At 45.1% G+C, this 18,112-nt stretch carries 20 protein-coding genes; 16 read left to right on the top strand and 4 right to left on the bottom strand.

Translation table 11 applies throughout. From position 1 onward, the window contains the following. Positions 1 to 152: 152 nt before the first annotated feature. The 5 genes from M3636_RS15960 (at position 153) to M3636_RS15980 (ending at position 5,235) form a co-directional block, all read left to right on the top strand. Positions 153 to 929 (top strand): HAD family hydrolase, encoded by a 777-nt coding sequence (locus M3636_RS15960; RefSeq protein ID WP_251383184.1) that lies wholly within the window; start codon positions 153 to 155, stop codon positions 927 to 929. After that, positions 922 to 1,260 carry a DMT family transporter gene (locus M3636_RS15965; RefSeq protein ID WP_128104115.1) on the top strand — a complete coding sequence of 113 codons (339 nt, stop codon included), beginning with the start codon at positions 922 to 924 and terminating at the stop codon, positions 1,258 to 1,260. The genes M3636_RS15960 and M3636_RS15965 overlap by 8 nt, the downstream gene beginning before the upstream one ends. Next, positions 1,260 to 2,363 (top strand): metallophosphoesterase family protein, encoded by a 1,104-nt coding sequence (locus M3636_RS15970; RefSeq protein ID WP_251383185.1) that lies wholly within the window; start codon positions 1,260 to 1,262, stop codon positions 2,361 to 2,363. Before M3636_RS15965 ends, M3636_RS15970 begins: the two co-directional genes overlap by 1 nt. Positions 2,364 to 2,897: 534 nt before the next feature. Continuing rightward, on the top strand, positions 2,898 to 3,557 hold the full coding sequence (locus M3636_RS15975; RefSeq protein WP_251383186.1) for a CPBP family intramembrane glutamic endopeptidase: 660 nt from the start codon (positions 2,898 to 2,900) through the stop codon (positions 3,555 to 3,557). Positions 3,558 to 3,777: 220 nt separating this feature from the next. Continuing rightward, complete coding sequence (locus M3636_RS15980; protein WP_251383187.1) at positions 3,778 to 5,235, top strand: carboxylesterase/lipase family protein; 1,458 nt, start codon at positions 3,778 to 3,780, stop codon at positions 5,233 to 5,235. Between the two features lie 211 nt (positions 5,236 to 5,446). Here M3636_RS15980 and M3636_RS15985 read toward each other — a convergent pair whose 3' ends face one another. Further along, positions 5,447 to 6,598 carry a VanZ family protein gene (locus tag M3636_RS15985; protein WP_251383188.1) on the bottom strand — a complete coding sequence of 384 codons (1,152 nt, stop codon included), beginning with the start codon at positions 6,596 to 6,598 and terminating at the stop codon, positions 5,447 to 5,449. A gap of 266 nt (positions 6,599 to 6,864) precedes the next feature. Here M3636_RS15985 and M3636_RS15990 point away from each other — a divergent pair, with 266 nt between their 5' ends. The 6 genes from M3636_RS15990 (at position 6,865) to M3636_RS16015 (ending at position 12,523) form a co-directional block, all read left to right on the top strand. Continuing rightward, entirely contained in the window at positions 6,865 to 7,206 is a 342-nt protein-coding gene (locus M3636_RS15990) for a zinc ribbon domain-containing protein YjdM (RefSeq protein WP_128104109.1), read from the top strand. Positions 7,207 to 7,357: 151 nt separating this feature from the next. Further along, positions 7,358 to 7,915 (top strand): RNA polymerase sigma factor, encoded by a 558-nt coding sequence (locus M3636_RS15995; RefSeq protein WP_128104108.1) that lies wholly within the window; start codon positions 7,358 to 7,360, stop codon positions 7,913 to 7,915. After that, positions 7,869 to 9,530, top strand: coding sequence for a DUF4179 domain-containing protein (locus M3636_RS16000; protein WP_251383189.1), 1,662 nt, complete (start codon positions 7,869 to 7,871; stop codon positions 9,528 to 9,530). Before M3636_RS15995 ends, M3636_RS16000 begins: the two co-directional genes overlap by 47 nt. A gap of 447 nt (positions 9,531 to 9,977) precedes the next feature. Beyond that, on the top strand, positions 9,978 to 10,790 hold the full coding sequence (locus tag M3636_RS16005; RefSeq protein ID WP_251383531.1) for a class I SAM-dependent methyltransferase: 813 nt from the start codon (positions 9,978 to 9,980) through the stop codon (positions 10,788 to 10,790). Positions 10,791 to 10,921: 131 nt separating this feature from the next. After that, positions 10,922 to 11,080, top strand: a complete 159-nt coding sequence (locus M3636_RS16010; protein WP_251383190.1) for a hypothetical protein — start codon at positions 10,922 to 10,924, stop codon at positions 11,078 to 11,080. Between the two features lie 381 nt (positions 11,081 to 11,461). After that, positions 11,462 to 12,523 carry an LLM class flavin-dependent oxidoreductase gene (locus M3636_RS16015; protein ID WP_056703232.1) on the top strand — a complete coding sequence of 354 codons (1,062 nt, stop codon included), beginning with the start codon at positions 11,462 to 11,464 and terminating at the stop codon, positions 12,521 to 12,523. Positions 12,524 to 12,641: 118 nt separating this feature from the next. On the opposite strand, the gene M3636_RS16020 is transcribed toward M3636_RS16015, so the two are convergent. Continuing rightward, complete coding sequence (locus M3636_RS16020) at positions 12,642 to 13,301, bottom strand: TetR/AcrR family transcriptional regulator (protein WP_251383191.1); 660 nt, start codon at positions 13,299 to 13,301, stop codon at positions 12,642 to 12,644. Positions 13,302 to 13,503: 202 nt separating this feature from the next. Here M3636_RS16020 and M3636_RS16025 point away from each other — a divergent pair, with 202 nt between their 5' ends. After that, on the top strand, positions 13,504 to 14,316 hold the full coding sequence (locus M3636_RS16025; protein WP_251383192.1) for an SDR family NAD(P)-dependent oxidoreductase: 813 nt from the start codon (positions 13,504 to 13,506) through the stop codon (positions 14,314 to 14,316). 129 nt (positions 14,317 to 14,445) lie between these two features. Here M3636_RS16025 and M3636_RS16030 read toward each other — a convergent pair whose 3' ends face one another. After that, entirely contained in the window at positions 14,446 to 14,904 is a 459-nt protein-coding gene (locus tag M3636_RS16030; protein WP_251383193.1) for a hypothetical protein, read from the bottom strand. A gap of 180 nt (positions 14,905 to 15,084) precedes the next feature. Beyond that, complete coding sequence (locus tag M3636_RS16035; protein ID WP_251383194.1) at positions 15,085 to 15,549, bottom strand: DUF4385 domain-containing protein; 465 nt, start codon at positions 15,547 to 15,549, stop codon at positions 15,085 to 15,087. A gap of 193 nt (positions 15,550 to 15,742) precedes the next feature. On the opposite strand from M3636_RS16035, the gene M3636_RS16040 reads away from it, so the two are divergent. The 4 genes from M3636_RS16040 to M3636_RS16055 all read left to right on the top strand — a co-directional run bounded on the left by M3636_RS16040 (position 15,743) and on the right by M3636_RS16055 (position 18,000). Next, the gene (locus M3636_RS16040; RefSeq protein ID WP_251383195.1) at positions 15,743 to 16,237 is read left to right on the top strand and encodes a hypothetical protein; all 495 of its coding nucleotides are present in this window, start codon (positions 15,743 to 15,745) and stop codon (positions 16,235 to 16,237) included. After that, on the top strand, positions 16,234 to 17,238 hold the full coding sequence (locus tag M3636_RS16045) for a carcinine hydrolase/isopenicillin-N N-acyltransferase family protein (RefSeq protein ID WP_251383196.1): 1,005 nt from the start codon (positions 16,234 to 16,236) through the stop codon (positions 17,236 to 17,238). Before M3636_RS16040 ends, M3636_RS16045 begins: the two co-directional genes overlap by 4 nt. Positions 17,239 to 17,289: 51 nt before the next feature. Continuing rightward, positions 17,290 to 17,757, top strand: a complete 468-nt coding sequence (locus tag M3636_RS16050) for a YfbM family protein (protein ID WP_251383197.1) — start codon at positions 17,290 to 17,292, stop codon at positions 17,755 to 17,757. Positions 17,758 to 17,859: 102 nt separating this feature from the next. Beyond that, a complete protein-coding gene (locus M3636_RS16055) occupies positions 17,860 to 18,000 on the top strand; it encodes a hypothetical protein (RefSeq protein WP_251383198.1) in 141 nt (46 codons plus the stop codon). Positions 18,001 to 18,112 lie beyond the last annotated feature (112 nt).

The raw sequence follows: 18,112 nt of genomic DNA on the forward strand, positions 1-18,112 counted from the left end.
TAAGCTACCTTTCAGCTGTAGATCTAGAATAACTTAATCAGTATTGATACAGGGATTATATTGATAACAGAAGCAATCAAGCCGGGAGGGCGGTACATGCAAGATGTACCGTCCTTTCGGTTCATTACAATGGTAGATAAGGAGTTTATCAGATGCAACAAGAGGAGACGTATGTAGGTGGATCGCCTCATCCGATTCAAGCAGTCCTGTTTGACAAAGACGGAACGTTACTTGATTTTACAGGCATGTGGGGGTTCTGGACCGATTGTGTGCTTAACGACTTCAGAGAACGGTTGGCTGCCAGAGAAATGCATATCGATGCCGCTGATATTCCACAGATCTGGGGTACGGTCCATGATGAGCAGGGACGTATGAATGGATATGATGTACGCGGACCACTCGCCATGGGAACGATGGATGAAGTATATGCCGTGTTGACCTGGCATGGATACCAAGCAGGATTGAGCTGGGCTGAAGCCAAGATCATGGTGCGAGACTGCCTGGCGCATGCAGAAGAGGCGATGGAGATTCATCGTCCAGCACATTCGTTACCAGGTGTTCGTGAATTCTTAGAACTATGCCGTAATCAGGGTGTGGTCATGGGGGTTGTGACAGCCGACGACACCCATAGTGCGGTTAAGCATCTGCAATGGATGGGGCTAGATGCATTCTTTGACGTGGTAATCGGTACGGATCTCGTGGATCGTGGCAAACCTTTTCCCGATATGGTGTCGCTCGCCTGTGAGAAGTTAGGTATACCTGCATCGCGGGTCTTGGTTATTGGTGATACGGATGGTGATATGGAGATGGCGCGCGCGGCTGGTGCAGCTTATAAGATTGGAATCGGAGAACCTGGGCGACTTACGCTCGCAGATCGATTAATTCAGTCATTTCATGAGCTTCTGAATGGTGGTTTGGCGAATGACTAATGCTCAAACGTATCTGGGTTGGGTGCTGCTCGCCCTTGCCATTGGACTGGAGCTGAGTGCCACCATTTTGCTCAAAGTATCAGATGGTTTCTCTCGTTTATGGCCTTCGGTGATGATGTTTGTCTGTTATGGAGCAAGCTTTACGTTCCTCAATTTTGCAGTGAAATATATGCCTCTAGCGGTGGCTTATGCGATCTGGTCTGGCGTGGGGATTACACTTATTGGTATTGTGGGTCATTACTATTTTGGCGAACGTCTTCGGTTGACTTCTATGGTATGGATTGGCTTTATTCTGATCGGCATTATTGGACTGAAATGGAGTGATTCCTGATGAAAAATGAACATTTGCCTGAGCTGCCTCTTGCCAGCTTTCAGGTGATTACGGATACGCATGTACGAGACGATGCAGATCACATTCATAACCGGCATTTGGTGCAGGCCTTAGCGGATATAGCAACCTTCAGTCAAGGAAGCAGTGGCATTATGCATGTTGGCGATGTGACAGATCGAGGTCTACCGGCTGAGTATCGTGAACTTGAGCGCATACTGAAGCAACATGCTGAGAACTTACCTGATATCCGCTACACGGTGGGGAATCATGATATTGGTGCTGTTGTGTTTCAAAATCCTCCATTGATTCTAGTAGAGATGACAGCAGATGAAGTGGCAGGGCTATTAGAGCAAGATGAGGTTCTGGATTCAGCAACGGGCTTCGCCAAAACACAAACGGCGGCTGAATCAGCTGCGATAATTAAACAGTTAACTGGCGGTATGTACAAGTTGCCTTCCAATCTCAAGCCAGATGAACAGTTGATCTCTGAGGAAGCCGCAGGGGTTGAGTCCATCACGGTTGCCGAACTATGGCATCGTCGAATGAAGCATTTTGAAGACACAACAGGTATGAGAGGCACCTATCACGATCACTGGATTGATGGCTATCATTATATCTTCTTAGGTACGGAGCAGCCTCATCCGAAGGACTGCGAGTTATCTGCCGAACAATTGGTATGGCTTGAGCTTACGTTGTCTGAGCATGCAACGCCAGATCGTCCGATCTTCCTGTTCCTACACCAGCCGCTCATGAACACGGTAGCGGGATCAATGAAGGAACAAGGATGGTACGGGGTGAATCAGGATGCTGAGCTTAAGGCGATTCTGACCCAGTATCCGCAGGCTATTCTTTTCACAGGTCATACACACTGGCAGCTTGAAGCACAACGTACAATGTACGATGGAGAAGGGCGGATGCCAACGATGTTTAATGCCTCTTCTGTTGGTTATCTCTGGACGGATCAGGACGAGCATCTGGAGGGCAGTGAAGGGCTTCACGTGGAGATTTACAAGGATCGGGTCGTTGTGAAGGGACGCAACTTCGTGACAGGTGAATGGATTGAGGGTGCGGAGTTTACGGTACATTATCCGGTATTAGATTAATCATGAGGCAATCATAAGTATCATAAGTGAGCAGAAGCGGTTCACATGTTGTGGGTTAGTCTACGTTAAAGGGTCATCCTTAGATAAGGGTGGCTCTTTTAGTTTTAGGTAGATTATGCCATTCTAATTTTGGTACAGTGTAGGTTGGATTGGTTTAGCTTGGATACGCTACATCTGAAGCATGCATACAGCATGACCCGCCAAGACAATAGTGCTCACGGTCGTTCCTCGAAATTACGGAGAAAGGAGGTTAGATCAATGAAAGGTCACAAATTAATCGGGAGTATATTGGTTGTGAGCTACATTAGTGTGATGTTTTCTTCCCAGAGATCGGCGACATTTTTACTGTTGATGCCATTAGTTGCGTTCACAATCTTTCTATTTCTGGAAGTTACACGCACAGGCAAGATTAATACGTCTCTCTTCCTTTATTGGATGGTTACAGTGTCCCTACTATTAATACATATCAGCTTAGCTGTATCAGGTGTTTCTTTTAAGGGTTAGATGTATATCACAAAGAGGTGGAACTTACGAATGCAGCTAGACAGAAGTTACAGTTTAAAAGAGGTAGTTAAACAACTAGGATTAATACTGCTACTGCCTGCAATCTTTTTTATCATTACATCCTTAATATTAGAGATGTTAGGCGTGAAAAATGTAGATACAACGTTTGTATTCATATTGTTTCAAATCATAGCGTATACGTGGTTTCTTGCGCTTAATCCAAGGTTCAGAGAATACATACGTGATCCACTATGCTCCAAAGTAAAGATAAGAACGGCCGCCTTCTATATCATCGCTGGGTTCGTATTATTGGCTTTAACTTCAGTGCTAATCTTAGGAACTGGAATAGAAACAAATGAGGGTCAGCGTCATCTCTTCGAATCGAGTGATCTTCGTTCAGCCGTGACGCTTCAAAATATCTTTGTTATTTTAGCCATTTCTATAATTATTCCGTTCTTCGAGGAACTGTTATTTAGAGGATTGCTCTTTACAACGATCTCAAATAAATATGGAGCATGGTGGGCATTAATCATCTCTTCAGTGGTCTTTGGTATGCTACACGGTGGTGTTTTTATAGCTACATCCATTTTTGGACTCGTGTTTGCCTACATTTTTTATAAAACAAAATCACTGATCCCAGGAATTTTACTCCATATGATCTGGAACTCATTAAGTGTGTTTCTCACATAAGACATGTCGACAGAGAGATCAAATTTAAATAAGAAAGTTCCACGTGAAACGTAGTAGCAGAGCGGAATCTGGGTAAAGTTGTAAATGGGTACGACAACGAATTATACTCAAATAGATACACATGCGGATTACGTAAAGTGCGTTATCAAAGTGCGGAATTTTTTGAACAACCTATTTAAATGTTAGTTTAACCTATCCATGGAGAGGGAGTAGAAGCGGCATGAGAGAACTTCAAGTTGAAACGAAGTATGGTACAGTTCAAGGCGAGCTTTTGCATGGTACACGTGTGTGGAAAGGTATCCCGTATGCCAAACCGCCAGTAGGTGAGTTGCGTTTTCAAGCGCCAGTACCACCGGAATCATGGGATGGAATAAGACAGGCTACACAATTTGGGCCTGAGAATATACAGCCTCGCCACGAATCAGATTGGACAGGTGGGCAACGGCCAGTGGAGTCAGAGGACAGTCTATATCTGAACATCTGGGCACCGGAAAAAGAAAGCTCGCAATCTCTACCTGTTATGGTATGGATTCATGGGGGCTCATTCGTATCGGGCTCAGGCAGTCAACCGGTATACGATGGAACGCAATTAGCGCATAGAGGTGATGTCATCGTTGTCACCATCAACTACCGACTCGGGCCACTCGGTTTCCTGCATATGGCTCCACTCGGTGAGTCCTATGTGACGAATGCAGGTCTACTTGATCAGGCCGCCGCCCTACAATGGGTGAAGGACAATATCTCAGCGTTTGGCGGGGATGCTAACAATGTTACGGTATTCGGAGAATCGGCAGGTAGCATGAGCATTGCAGCTCTAATGGCCATGCCTGCAGCTAAAGGATTATTTAACCGTGCCATCATGCAAAGTGGGGCTTCACAGTTCATAACCGCGGAACAAGCATCTACGATGCGTGAAGGGATGTTGAAGATTCTTGGCGTTGAGCCAGACAATCTGCACAAACTGAGAACTATTCCGGCAGAGGAGATTATCGCAGCAGGTCAGACTCTTAAACAGCAGATCGGTGCTGGGATGGCTCTGTTATTCCAGCCTGTACTGGATGGCAATACCCTACCTCAGACTCCACTTGAAGCGGTGAACGCAGGTTCCGCGCAGGACATTCCTGTTTTAATTGGAACAACATTGCATGAAGGTGCGCTATTTATCCAGCCACATGTACCTTTCTCACCCGAGCTTGATATGGTACAAGGTGTGGACTTTATGGCACCAGATCTCGATAACCGCGTTGCCATCGCAGACAGTTATCCAAAGACGGCAGATGGTCAAGCTCAAGTCATGACGGATCTCTTCTTCTGGCGCTCATCGTTACAATATGCGGCAGCTCAGCAGAAGCACGCACCCGTCTGGATGTATCGCTTCGATTGGGTGATGCCCGAGCATCCATTGTTAAAAAGAGCAATTCACAGTATTGAAATGTTCTTTGTATTTAATACATTACCTGTATTGAAATTCATGAATGCCGAGCCAGACGAGGCAGCGGCAGAGCTTGCGCTCAAGGTACAGGATGCCTGGATTTCCTTTGCCAAGCAAGGTAAGCCAGAAACTGCGGGTGTAGCATGGCCTGCATATGAACAGGATCGCGCAACGTTGATCTTCAACCATGAAATTGAAGTTGTTAATGATCCTGAAGCGTCTAAGCGGGAGCTACTGGGTCTATAACGATAAAGCGTATATAACGTGGTATAACGAAGGAGTTCATTACCCTATTTTCCCCAAGAGTATGAATACCGCGGTGCCCATTTGAATTCTCATATTCACAGTGCAGCTAGGTTGGAACAAGAATAAGGCGACTTCCATGTACGATTGAATGGAAGTCGCCTTTTGTTATACACCATGAATGAGACTAGCTTCAATAGAACATATACAACACCTATTTCCTAGAGGCACGTGTATGGGATACTTCGTCAAAGTAGAAGGAACGTTTGCCCCCAGAGAACAGAACCATTAATACATGAATGATGAGGATCATCGAAACGACCATGTACAGCATAACCATACTGACAGACAGCCAGATGAGGTAAGGCTGAAGGAGCCCATCATGCGTATTTTGGAAGGCATAGTCGTTAACCAACCGAATGATCGTAAATGACAACCACGGAACATAGAGTGCAATGAACCTTTTGAATATAGCGTTATGCGTGGGTTCATCGGTTTGTCGATTAACATAACGGAATCGTAGAATGGCTGAGCCTGGAGTTACTCCGTTTCGTAGCCATGGAATACAGAAGAGTACAATAAACATTCCTACAGAGGTATTCAACACATCGTTAATGACATTTGAATCGGTGAAGATCGACATCGCATTGGAGATCAATACGATCATAATCCCATCAATCATAATTGCGAGCAATTGTGCCACAGGATATACGCGGTTCTGCTCCACGATCTGTTCGCTTTTCGCCTGGATGCTTGCCCGTGAAGGAAACAGCGCTAGTAGAATGGGAGCTACGAGATATCCAAGTACCGCGCCTGACGTGTTGGCTAACAGATCATCTACATCAAACAGACGGTAAGGACAGGTGTAATAACCGTAGAGTCCTGTGAGCTGCGTTAGTTCGAAGAATAGGGAAAGTCCGAAGCCACTAAACAAAGCAACTTTCCAGTAAGATCTTTTTTGTAAGAAGTATCGAAGGTAAACACCGAGCGGCATAAGCAATAGAATATTAAACAAAACCTGCAAGAATGCTCTACCTTGAATCATGCCAAGATAGGTGGAGGGCTGTGACCATACAATAGGTGTCTCGCGCATAATGTCCTTCACAAATGTGAACGGGACAAGGTTATAATAGATTGTGTCAGCAGCTTGCTGCGCACAGGTGTTTCGTGTGGATGGCAATGGAAGGATGACGAGACAGTAGGCAGCCAGAATGTAGAAGATAAACGAAAAGCTAACGAAGAAGCGAGACCAGCTAAAAAAGCCGTCTTTGCGATAACCGTAGATCAGCCACGGAACGAGCAGGAACATGGACATAACGACGAAGATAGCCAATGCCGCCTGTACAGGAAATACATAGGAAGACATGAGTGAGAACTCCTTTATAACGTAAATTTAGGTCTGTGTATGTGACCCCTTAAGGGGAAAACTTCGTGAAAATTTGTTGCTCAGCGTGTTGTACTGGATAGTTATATGTTAAAGCGATACCCTTAATGTAAGGGATGATTGAACCTTAAATTTGGTTTAAATTTAGCGATTTCACTTAGGGTATAAGGCGTATCAAGGTGGAAGAATGTAGCGTAATCCCTTATACTTGCTGGGAAGCATATATAAGAATGGAGAGTTTAATACATATGTCGAATTTGCCTAATTGCCCGAAATGTAATTCCGAGTACACCTACGAGGACGGAAACCTACTCGTTTGTCCAGAATGTGCTCATGAATGGTCTTTGGAAGCTGAGAATGAGAATACAGAGGATAGCAAAGTTGTGCGGGATGCAAACGGAAATGTGCTGAATGATGGGGATACGGTAACGGTCATCAAGGATCTGAAGGTAAAAGGCAGCTCACTCGTCGTGAAGCAGGGCACGAAGGTGAAGAATATCCGTCTGATCGACGGAGATCATGATATTGATTGCAAAATCGATAGCCTAGGTGCGATGAAGCTCAAGTCCGAATTTGTGAAGAAAATCTAGCAACATGTAAAAGAATGTTCAATTTCGCATATTGTGCGAACTGGATGTTCTTTTTTTATTATTATTGCGTGTCGATAAAAAATGAACCTTTCCAAGCATGGCTTTGTCTATAGATTTGAAGCAGGCAGAAATACAGAGAGGAGGGTGGGTTTTGAGCGACAAAGAATTGTTCGAGATGTACAACAAGGATGTGTACCGCACCTGTTATTACATGCTCCATCATGCGCAGGATGCGGAGGATGTATGCCACGATGTGTTCATCACCGTATTTCGTCAGGACTGGAGAAAGGTTGAATATATGAAGACATGGTTGATGAGAATCACGGTAAACCATTGTCTTAACTTTCTGAAGAAGAAGCAATCTGCTAAAGAGCGCGAGAAGAAACAGTTTATGCTCACAGCGCAGGCTACAGCTCATTCCGCTGATCAGGCAATGGAGCAACTAGAGGAATCGGAAGCGTGGAAACAATGGATTCATGAATTACCCGAGAAGATACGTTCAGCCATATTGCTGCGGTATGTGAATGAACTGAGTTTGTCAGAAGCTGCTGAGATTCTAGATGTGCCGATCGGAACGGTGAAATCCAGAGTGTATAAAGGGCTGCGGCTATTACGAAAGAAGTGGGAAAAGGCCAGAAAGCTCCATCAGAAAGGGGAAGTGTATGGTGAAAAGTACAGAAAATCAATTGTCTCATCATCTGAAAAATGATAAAGATATGCCTTATCCTGACTTTGATGCAATGTGGAATCAGATTAGCCAGGATCAAGAACGTTGTCCCGCTTTACATGTATCAGGAACCAGAGAATACGCAGGACGACGTATACAATTCAAGAAGACGGTACTGATTGGTACGGCCGCAGTTGTGTTGTTGGCAACACCGGTATATGCCGCAGTTCATTATAACTGGGATGATCTGTTGGATGGCAGAAGTGGAATTCAGCATGCCTTGCAGATGGAGCTTGGCCAGCAGCTTAACCAGTCGATGACGTTAGACGGAGTAACGTTGACGCTGGATACTGCTTTTGCAGATGATAACCGTACTGTCATCTTGTATACACTTGATCCGGGAAAGTATACGGGCGACAACATCGAGTTCTCCTCTATCGGTCTTCAGGGTGAGGATGGCAAGCTGATTGAGGGCAGGTATCACCATGTATATGATTCAGATGAAAGCAAGTTTAAGGGATACTTTGAGACCGAGTGGACACCGAAAGGCAAGCTTGCAGATGTTCACTTTATCGTGGGCGGCATTCAGATGTTAGTTCCTGCAGAGGCTCCACTTACCATCGATCCGTTGCAAAAGGATGTGCAAACCTTCAACCTTGATAAAGATGGTCTGGGAACGTTGGAAGTGAGTGCGTTCAGCGATAAGCAAAATCAGGTGATGTTGTCTACGTCTCTGACTTTTGAGCAACCTGAGGTTCGTGACTATGCCTTCCCGCAGGTGATCATCTACGATCATGATGGAAATGTAATCAAGGAAAGCACCGGAGGTGTCTTTGGTACACCGGGCGATCATGGCGAATACACAGCAGAGCAGTACTATAGCCTAGAGACGTTGAAGGAATCGGCTGCATCCTATGTGCTTGCTTATAATAGACAGGAAAGTCAGGTGGATCAAGCCTTCAACATCGACATCCAGTTGGATAAGACGGAGATGCTCAGTGGAACAAGTACAAGAGCACTGAATTTACCTATGGAAGGTCTGCCCGAAGGAGCGCAGATCAAAGAAGCCATTATTACCCCTACACAGATCAGAGTGATTATTAGTCACCAGGAGAAATATATGCCATTGTCCTATGTGAATTACACACTGGATGTGGAGGGAGCGACGTTGTACGGTGGGTTGATGAACAGTGGCCTGGAGTATGAAACGGAGCTTCGTTTTGAGATAACGCCGGGTATGGAAGTGAATCAGGACACCCCGATCGCCTTGATTGCTAGTCACAAAATCAACCAGTTCCATGGTGAATTTGAACCGGTTACGCTGACGCAGATCAGTGAAAAGCCACAACAATTGGATACCGTGCTCGGGGGTTACGTTGTTCATTGGACATATTATCGCAAAGATGGCGATCTATACGTGGAGAGATATAGCGACAATCCTCAGTTTGGCGGGGTGAATCAGACCTATATGATCGAAAATGGAAAACGAAGCTATGGCAAAGTGACCAATGCCCAATTCTCCGGTGATGGCGATAACAAGGGTATCGATCAATATAAGCAATACACATCCGATACGGCAACCGTATACCCTTGGGCGTATAGTACAGAGGAGCCTGAACGCAAAGTATCGGTTCAGTTGCAAGAGAGAACGAAATAAGATTGACAGGAAATATATGGGTGAACTATACTAACTAGAATTTAATTCTAAACGATAAACGCGATGATCAGGAGTATTAAGGATTATGGTTGGTCTCAGAGAACTGTCGCAAGTGGTGTGAGGCAGTCCAGCCCGTTCCCAACTCGCCTGTGAGTGGCAGGATCGAAGAGTGTGTAGGCAGTTTATGCCTAAAGCCTAGGCACAGGCTGAGGTACATGCTAAGCATATGGAACCTTAGCACAAAGCCAAGCCAACTGTAGGTCCTGACGGTTCATCTCCGTGATCAGATGCTGAGAGTCTATGACAGATTCAATATGTATTCAATGTATCCTGTCATGGATGAAGAAGAGTGGTACCGCGAAGGTCTAACCTGTCGCCTCTTAGCTGAGGCGGCAGGTTTTTTTGCTTTTTTTGACCGATACATTCAGGAGAGAGTAGGTGGCGAAGGTGAAAAGAGAGAGTATTATTGATTACTATTCAGGTTTCGATGAGTGGGGAAGGCTGGAACGAGAACCGCTTGAGTTCATCGTCAATATGCATTACATCAGAGAGCATCTTCCGGCTGGCGGCTGCATTCTCGATAATGGTGCTGGGCCAGGGAAGTATGCCATAGAGCTGGCTAAGTTGGGGTATCGTGTTACCTTGTCTGATCTGACACCAGTATCGGTGGATATTGCTCAGCAGAAGGCGCAGGAGCTCGGCGTAATGCAGCAATTTGATGGATTCCATGTGCTGGATGCAACTTCGCTCTCAGGTATCGCGGACGAAACTTATGATGCGTCTCTCATGTTGGGGCCACTATATCATCTACAGACCCAAGCGGAGCGTGTGGCTGCTGTACAGGAGTTGCATCGGGTGACTAAGCGGGGAGGCGTGGTGTACATCGCGATGCAGAGCCGAATACGTATGAGTATTAATTCGCTACGTTCACCGCAGCAATGGAAGCCTAACGATCATATGGGAGCGATCCGTTCTTTTGTAGAAAAGGGGACTTTCGATCATCAGGATGAGGGACGATTTACGGGAGCGTATTACTTCAACATTCAGGACGTCACCCCGTTCATGGAACAGCATGGCTTCGCGACAGAAGCGTTGATTGGTTCATCTAGCCTAGGCGCTATGCTCACAGACGAGCAGCAACAATATTGGCGGGATCGCGGTGAATATGATGATCTGATTCGTTATATGATTGAAGCGGCGAAAGACCCGTCGATCCTGGGCATCTCTTCACATCTGTTGTACATCGGGAGGAAAAAGTAGTACCCCATGCATTGAGATTATTTTTCAGGTGAATTGCATCAGGATAACCCTAAACGAGAATACTGTTTTTTTCATACTTCGCGTTCAGAAGTTGTGGCGAGAGAGCGATATGTTGGGATAAGAGGACCCAGATGAACATAACGGAGATGTATGGCCTGCCTTTTGTAAGTATACAAATTGAGTTTAGAGGGAAGAAAGTAACTCTCGAAAACGTACTGCTCGATACTGGCTCAGCCAGTACGTTATTAAACGCAGATGTAGTCAGAGGGATAGGAATGGTTCCTGAATAGAATGACGTCGTTAATATTATTAGAGGTGTAGGCGGCATAGAGTACGTATATACCAAGTTGCTAGACTCAATTACGGTGGATGGAGCGCTACTTCACAATTTTGAGATTGAGATAGGAAACATGGATTATGGTCTAGAGCTAGATGGAATCTTAGGTTTCAACTTTATGAGACAAACAGGTACTGTAATAGATGCAAACGATATGGAACTACGTATAAGCAAGCTATAAATATAGAAAAAATAAGAAAAGTGCCCTCTGGAGACAGAGGGTACTTGTTTTTTTTCTCAAAATAGTTCAATATTAAGACATATTACAAAAGGTGATCTACTTACAATAGGTTAGATAGATGACGGATCGCTTCATAACAGGGAGGAACAGACCATGGAAATCGGAATCAGTACATTTGTGGAGACGAACCCGGATGTGAATACAGGAGAATTAATCAGTCATGCACAGCGGATTCGCGACGTAGTTGAGGAGATTGTGTTGGCAGATGAGGTGGGGCTGGATGTATATGGCGTAGGTGAACACCATCGTGTCGATTATGCTGCTTCATCGCCTGCCGTTATTTTGGCAGCAGCAGCTTCACAGACGAAGAACATTCGGCTGACTAGTGCAGTAACGGTATTGTCGTCAGATGATCCGGTACGGGTATTTCAGGATTTTGCAACACTGGACGGTATCTCGAATGGTCGTGCAGAGATTATGGCAGGGCGGGGATCATTTATCGAATCCTTCCCATTGTTCGGCTATGATCTGAACGATTACGACGAGTTGTTTGACGAGAAACTGGATCTATTGCTGAAATTGCGTGATTCGGAAAAAGTAACTTGGGAAGGCAAACACCGCCCTTCCTTCAACAATCTGGGCATCTACCCACGCCCGGTACAAGAGAAATTACCGGTATGGATCGGTAGTGGTGGTAACCAAGAATCCGTTGTCCGCGCAGGGCTGCTCGGCTTGCCATTGGTGCTTGCTATTATCGGTGGTCGTCCAGTGCAGTTTGCACCATTGGTACAACTGTACAAAAAGGCAGCTGCTCATGCAGGGCATGACGCATCGAAACTGACCGTTGCTTCTCACTCTCATGGCTTTATTGCAGATACGATGGATGAAGCGGTAGAGAAATTCTTCCCACCAGCACAAGCGGTGATGAACATGCTGGGACGCGAACGTGGCTGGGGGCATTACAGCCGGGCAACATTTGATGCGGCACGCAGTCTGGAAGGCGCATTGTACGTGGGCGACGTGGATACCGTAGCTCAGAAAATCATCTACCTGCGCAAAGAAGTGGGCATCACTCGCTTCATGTTGCACACCCCACTTGGCACAATGCCGCATAATGAGGTTATGCGCGCGATTGAGCTGTTGGGTAAAGAGGTTGCTCCAATCGTACGCAAGGAAATTGCACGGTGGGAAGCAGAGAACGGCGAGAATAACTAATTGATTTTTATGTCGTAAGGTAATTTTAGCTTTGTGTGGTTACACGTAGAACTCTCGTCCCTTTTGGGATGAGAGTTTTTTGTTTTCCTGGAAGGGAGGTATGATCAATCTTAGCAAGTTATCCTTGCACAGAAGGGTTGATGAGCGTGTTCATAATCATCGTTACAGTATGGTCATAGAGCTTTTTGGCTGCTTCTTCACTCTCGATGTGCCCACCCAGATACAGATGAATTACACCATGCAGAGGCGCCCAGATCAGACGAACTGCAAGTAGAGGATCTTTTTCCTGAATAAGACCTTGTTTAATCGCGGTTTGAGTAAGTTCGGAGATCTGTTTCAAGGCTGTTGCTGTTCCTTGCATGCTCTCCGCATCTGGTTTGAATTCAGAAAACGAACCACCAAACATCAGTTGATAAAAGCTGGATTGCTGTATGCCGAAGTTCCAGTAAGCCTGCGTTAGATCTCGGAAATAAATTTCAAATGATGCTTGCGGGAGCACATTCTCGAATGTCTGAGATAGAAGAGTGCACCCTTCAATATACAAATGCTTCGCCAACCCTTCCTTCTTACCGAAGAGGTTGTAAATAATTTTGGTTGAGCATTCCATCCGTTCTGCCACACGACGCACGGTGACCGCCTCTGGCCCATGCTCTTGAAGAAGGGAGGCAGCAGCGTGAACGATATTTTGGCGTAAGTTCTCAGTATGTTGAAGTCTTGCTTCTTGGAATGTAGTCACATTATGTGTTGAATCCTTGGTATTGAATAGTTGATCCTTCATTTCTTTCATCCTCATAACCTTATTGGTGTTGAATCAAAACCGTATTTCTTATGGTCATTCTACTGTTTAACGCAAGATAACGTCAATTGGATTGGAGATGAGTTGACAAGGTCAGCCCTCCAAAGATACAATGATTTCATTAGGAAACACTGTTTCCAATAGAAAACGTAGTTTATATCATTTGCGAAGGATGGTTAAATTCATGAAAAAGGAACAGCCGCAATGGGCTCTTATTACAGGTGCTTCATCAGGAATTGGAGAGGTTTTTGCGATTGAAATGGCATCAAAAGGGATGAATGTTGTCCTCGTAGCTAGATCTGTATCGAAGTTAGATAACCTCGCAGCACGAATTAAACGTACATATCAGGTCAAGGCAGAAGTTATTGTAGCCGATCTATCCCAAGCAGAAGCACCACAGCAAATATATGAGGAATGTCAGCGTCGTGGTCTTCAGATCAACATGTTAATTAACAATGCTGGATTTGCTACACACGGACTCTTTGAGGAGCTAGATAATTTGAGGCAACAGGAGGAAATTATGTTGAATGTGTTGGCGGTAACCAACATGACCCATCTCTTCTTACCAGCTATGTTGCAGAATCGGAGAGGGACAGTTATTAATGTTGCTTCCACGGCTGCGTTCCAGCCTGATCCGTATATGGCCGTGTATGGGGCAACAAAGGCTTATGTTCTTTCTTTTACAGAAGCATTATACGAGGAAAATCGGAAGCGTGGCGTTCAGTTTTTGGCGTTGTGTCCTGGCTCGACGGATACGTCCTTCTTTGATATCGTGGGTGCAGAAGAAGCCTCCGTTGGGAAACGGGATACACCCCAGCATGTGGTGCAGGTTGCAATGAAGGCGCTGAAATCGGGCAAATCTTATGCAGTACCAGGAAGTAGAAATTACTGGGTTGCTCAATTCGTTCGGCTCATACCGCGTAGACAGATACTACAGATCGCAGGTAACATGCTTCGTCCTCGTAACAAAAGCAGTAAGTTCCAGGCTCAGACGTAGTTGATTCCATTGAGACGAAACATGTAAATACGGTAAACAGGCGCTGTCTGCGAAAGTACTTCTCACGAACAGCGCCTTTTTCATATAAGTATGTTAACTGCAAATTCATGTACAAACCAACTAAACCCATTAATCCGTATGCAATGCCGCAAATAGGATGCTAAGTGCAGACGCGCTTAATGCGGCCAACTGCGGTTTGAGACCCAGTCCTTTGAAATCGAATACGGTGGGTAACAGCCAGTACAGCATAAGAAGCGTCCAGCAAGCACTTGCAATGCCTGCGATAAGCAGTTGTTTGCCTGAAATATCTCGCACCGGTGATCCCAATAGACCTGGGAACAACGTGTCACCCATCAATCTCACATTCCAGTACGCAATGAGGAAGAAAATAAGTACCACCAGCATAGTACCCATAATCATCATTGTATCTTTACTCAGCCATAGCTTGATCGCTGTCTGATTTTCACGTTTCATGCCACCGAAGCCGATCAGAAAAAATATAAATCCCACAACTAGACCAGTGCCAGACGCGGCAACGCAGAGAATTTGAAGAATGATTCCCGCGATACCGACAATCCATACGATCATTCCATCACCTGTTTCCAAGAATGAGGCAAGCTTGAGAAACTGTACATTGTCTGCTACGTCAGTTCGCTACTTGTTGATTTCATTCTATATTGTTATGACCCATTGTACGCCCCATCTTCGTTAGACTCAATATGAATCCACGGCATGTCAGTACATCACAGACCACATAGGTACAGGTGGCTAATCGTCGACTTGTTCATAGTTTTCTCGGTGCTCCTTCTTCATTTGCACGTAATCGGGATCAGACTTGGCAATCTCCCATTGTGCTTTGAAAATAGCTGCGGCCTCTGCTTTTACCTTGTCGTTCTGATACGGCAGAATAGAGCCATCCTCCTTAGAATACTTGCGTCCACCTTTATGGTTGGTGTACCTTCTGGCTCGCGTATACCCCATCTGGAGGAATTTGCGCGCCATGTCCATCCCCACAAAATCTCCTTGTTCTTTATATTCCAAAAACAGCTCATAGATCTTCTGTGAGGATTCAGTTGCAATCTCTGGTGTTTTGAACCGCCAATGCGGAAGGATTTCGCTTTTGTATGGTTCAACCATGAGTACACCCTGCTCTCCGCGTCCTACGGTATACAGTTCAGGCTGCTTGCGCAGGTCAAGCTCCTTGTAATTCAGATCGTAATCGAACTTTTTCATTTGCTCGTCATCCTCCTTCATAGTTTGGATTAGGGCTTGCTCTCACCTTGGGGAAGACTATTCTGTTTAGTTATTCATTGATAACGTTATACCCGCGAAGATAATATATGAAAAAGATTGATTGACATATAATATGTCGTTTGTATAATGAGAATAAGAAAGCGACATAAAATACGTCAATGGGGGGAGTAATATGAGTCGAGTGAATATGGCATCAATGACGGTTCTGCAATACTTGGCGCTTGTCCATCAGTTATCTTACACCGAGTTGTGTAAAACAATCGGAATGACGCCTCAACAATTCAATGATTGGGTCAAAAAACGACGTCCAGTCCCACAAGATCGACTACAGCAAGTTGCACAATTTTTTCAAATAGACTCTTCAGTACTCATATATGAGACAAACTATTTACGGGATCTCACTCCAGAGAACAAAGTACAGGTGCAGATGATTTATATCAAGCAGCAGCTTGAGCAGGAGGGAGACGTAACTGAACAAGAGGCACTTAGACAAAAGCTCATTCAGCTACAGGAGGAGGAACGAAAACAGGCCTTAATCACTCAGTTTGCAGCAGCTGTCAACCAAGCGGATGAACAGTTACTTCAGGAGTACGAGCAATTGGTAAATAGATTAAGCAACTCAGCTATTGGAGATGCACGTTTACTACGAGAGGAGGATAAGGAATGAGCACGGCTTTCACACTGCAATTACAGGGAACAACTTGGGTATGTAAAAACCAGGATGTTATCTACGATGGTGTCTATCTGTTTACAAATCAACGAGGCCTAAGCAAAACAGCCTTGATGCCACCGCCCTCAATTCCTGCAACTTGGATCTCCGTCTATGGCAGTCTTACTATCTCTCAGGTAGGCAAAGAGAATCCGAATGGGGGAATAAATGAAGCGGGTCTTGTTGTTGAACAAACAACACTTTGGTCAAGTGAATATCCAACAGTTGATGAGCGTCCTGCAATAAGTGAGTTGCAGTGGATACAGTATCTTCTGGATACTAGCCGTACGGTTCAGGAAGCGTTGAAATGTGTTGAAAATATTCGCATAGCTCAGGCTACGTCTCAACTGCATTATTTAATTGCGGATCGTAGCGGAGATTACGCCATCGTTGAATTTATTAGTGGTCAGATGTTTGTGCACCGCAGACCGTTACCGTTTGCTGTGATTACCAATACAGCTTACGTTGATGCAATTCATGATTTGAAGGCAGGACAGAGTGAGTGGGCATCTATGACGGATTATGAGCGGAATTCGATGGAGCGTCTCCAAACGGTCACCGACGCTCTTGCTAGTACGAGTCTTATGCTAAACGCTGGAAACGTAATGAATCTTTTTGATCTGCTAGGTTCCTCTAGCCGTCCAGACACCGTTTATTCTTTGGTATATGATCTCGAACATTCTGAGATTTATATAACAACTAAAAATCACGCGAATTGTATTGGGAAGATACGACTGAAGGATTTTAACTTTGATAAGTCTTCACCTGCTCAAGTATTAGATGTGCAAACGGGATGGGGAGCACATAGAGCATTGGTTTTCCAAGATTATTCGGCTGAGCTGAATATGGCAGCTGTGCGTTCCTTTTTCCGAGATCCTGTATTAACGTCTGTGTTCCAATGGGAGATTTCCGAGGAACTGATTCATCATATAGCTCATTATCCCGATTCTTGTATCTGAACCAAGGTTAATGTTGGACAAGAGCAATCATCGTTCAGGAGGGATAAGACTATGGGAATGTCCGGCAGATATGTTGTGGTTACCGACGAGTTAGTTGAATCCATCAAGTCGGGAGAAGTCAGTGTACACGATTGTCCCGTTGATCTCGATATTGATAAAGTGTGGCAGATGCTGCAGTTCACGTTGACGGGGAAAATGGCAGAAGGTGAGCCACCTCTCGGTTACGTGGTGCCGCTCGCAGGTGAGCAATATCTGGGGAACTACTCGGATATGGAACTGTTTCTACTTACGAACGAACAAGTATTGGAGGCCTACATGGCGATGGAACAATTGGATCGCGATGAATTGAAGGCGCGTTTTAGCTTACAGGACATGATGGATAACGACGTCTATCCTGTGATGGAAGGCTGGGATGAAGAGGCGACATTCCAAGAAATCCTTCAGACCTTGGATGAGGTTCAGGCATTGTACCAGGCAACGGCTGGGAGCGGAAATGGGATGGTCTTTTATATTTTCTAGGCGTGAAGCTGTAAGCTGTTTGACCTGCCGATATTCGGGTTATTGATAGAAATAAGGCTTATGCCTTAATCTAAAAATCCGGCAGAAGAGAGGGAATAGGATATGACACAAGAACAGAACCAGAACGCTGAGAATGAAGAGAACAAAGCCATTCAAGACGATGAACCGGATCAATTCGAGACGCCTGTAACTACGGAAGATGAGGAACAGACCAGCAATAGTGATGAGGGCTCTGGAGCATAAGCGAAGAGCTTATCTGACATATAGCATTGTGACGAAGATCGGAACTGTTTCCGGTCTTTTTGGCATTTTTTTGTTAATCTGGTTTACAACAATTACCTATAGCCTTCATAAT

The sequence above is a fragment of the Paenibacillus sp. MER 99-2 genome, assembly GCF_023714095.1.
Lineage (GTDB): Bacteria > Bacillota > Bacilli > Paenibacillales > Paenibacillaceae > Paenibacillus.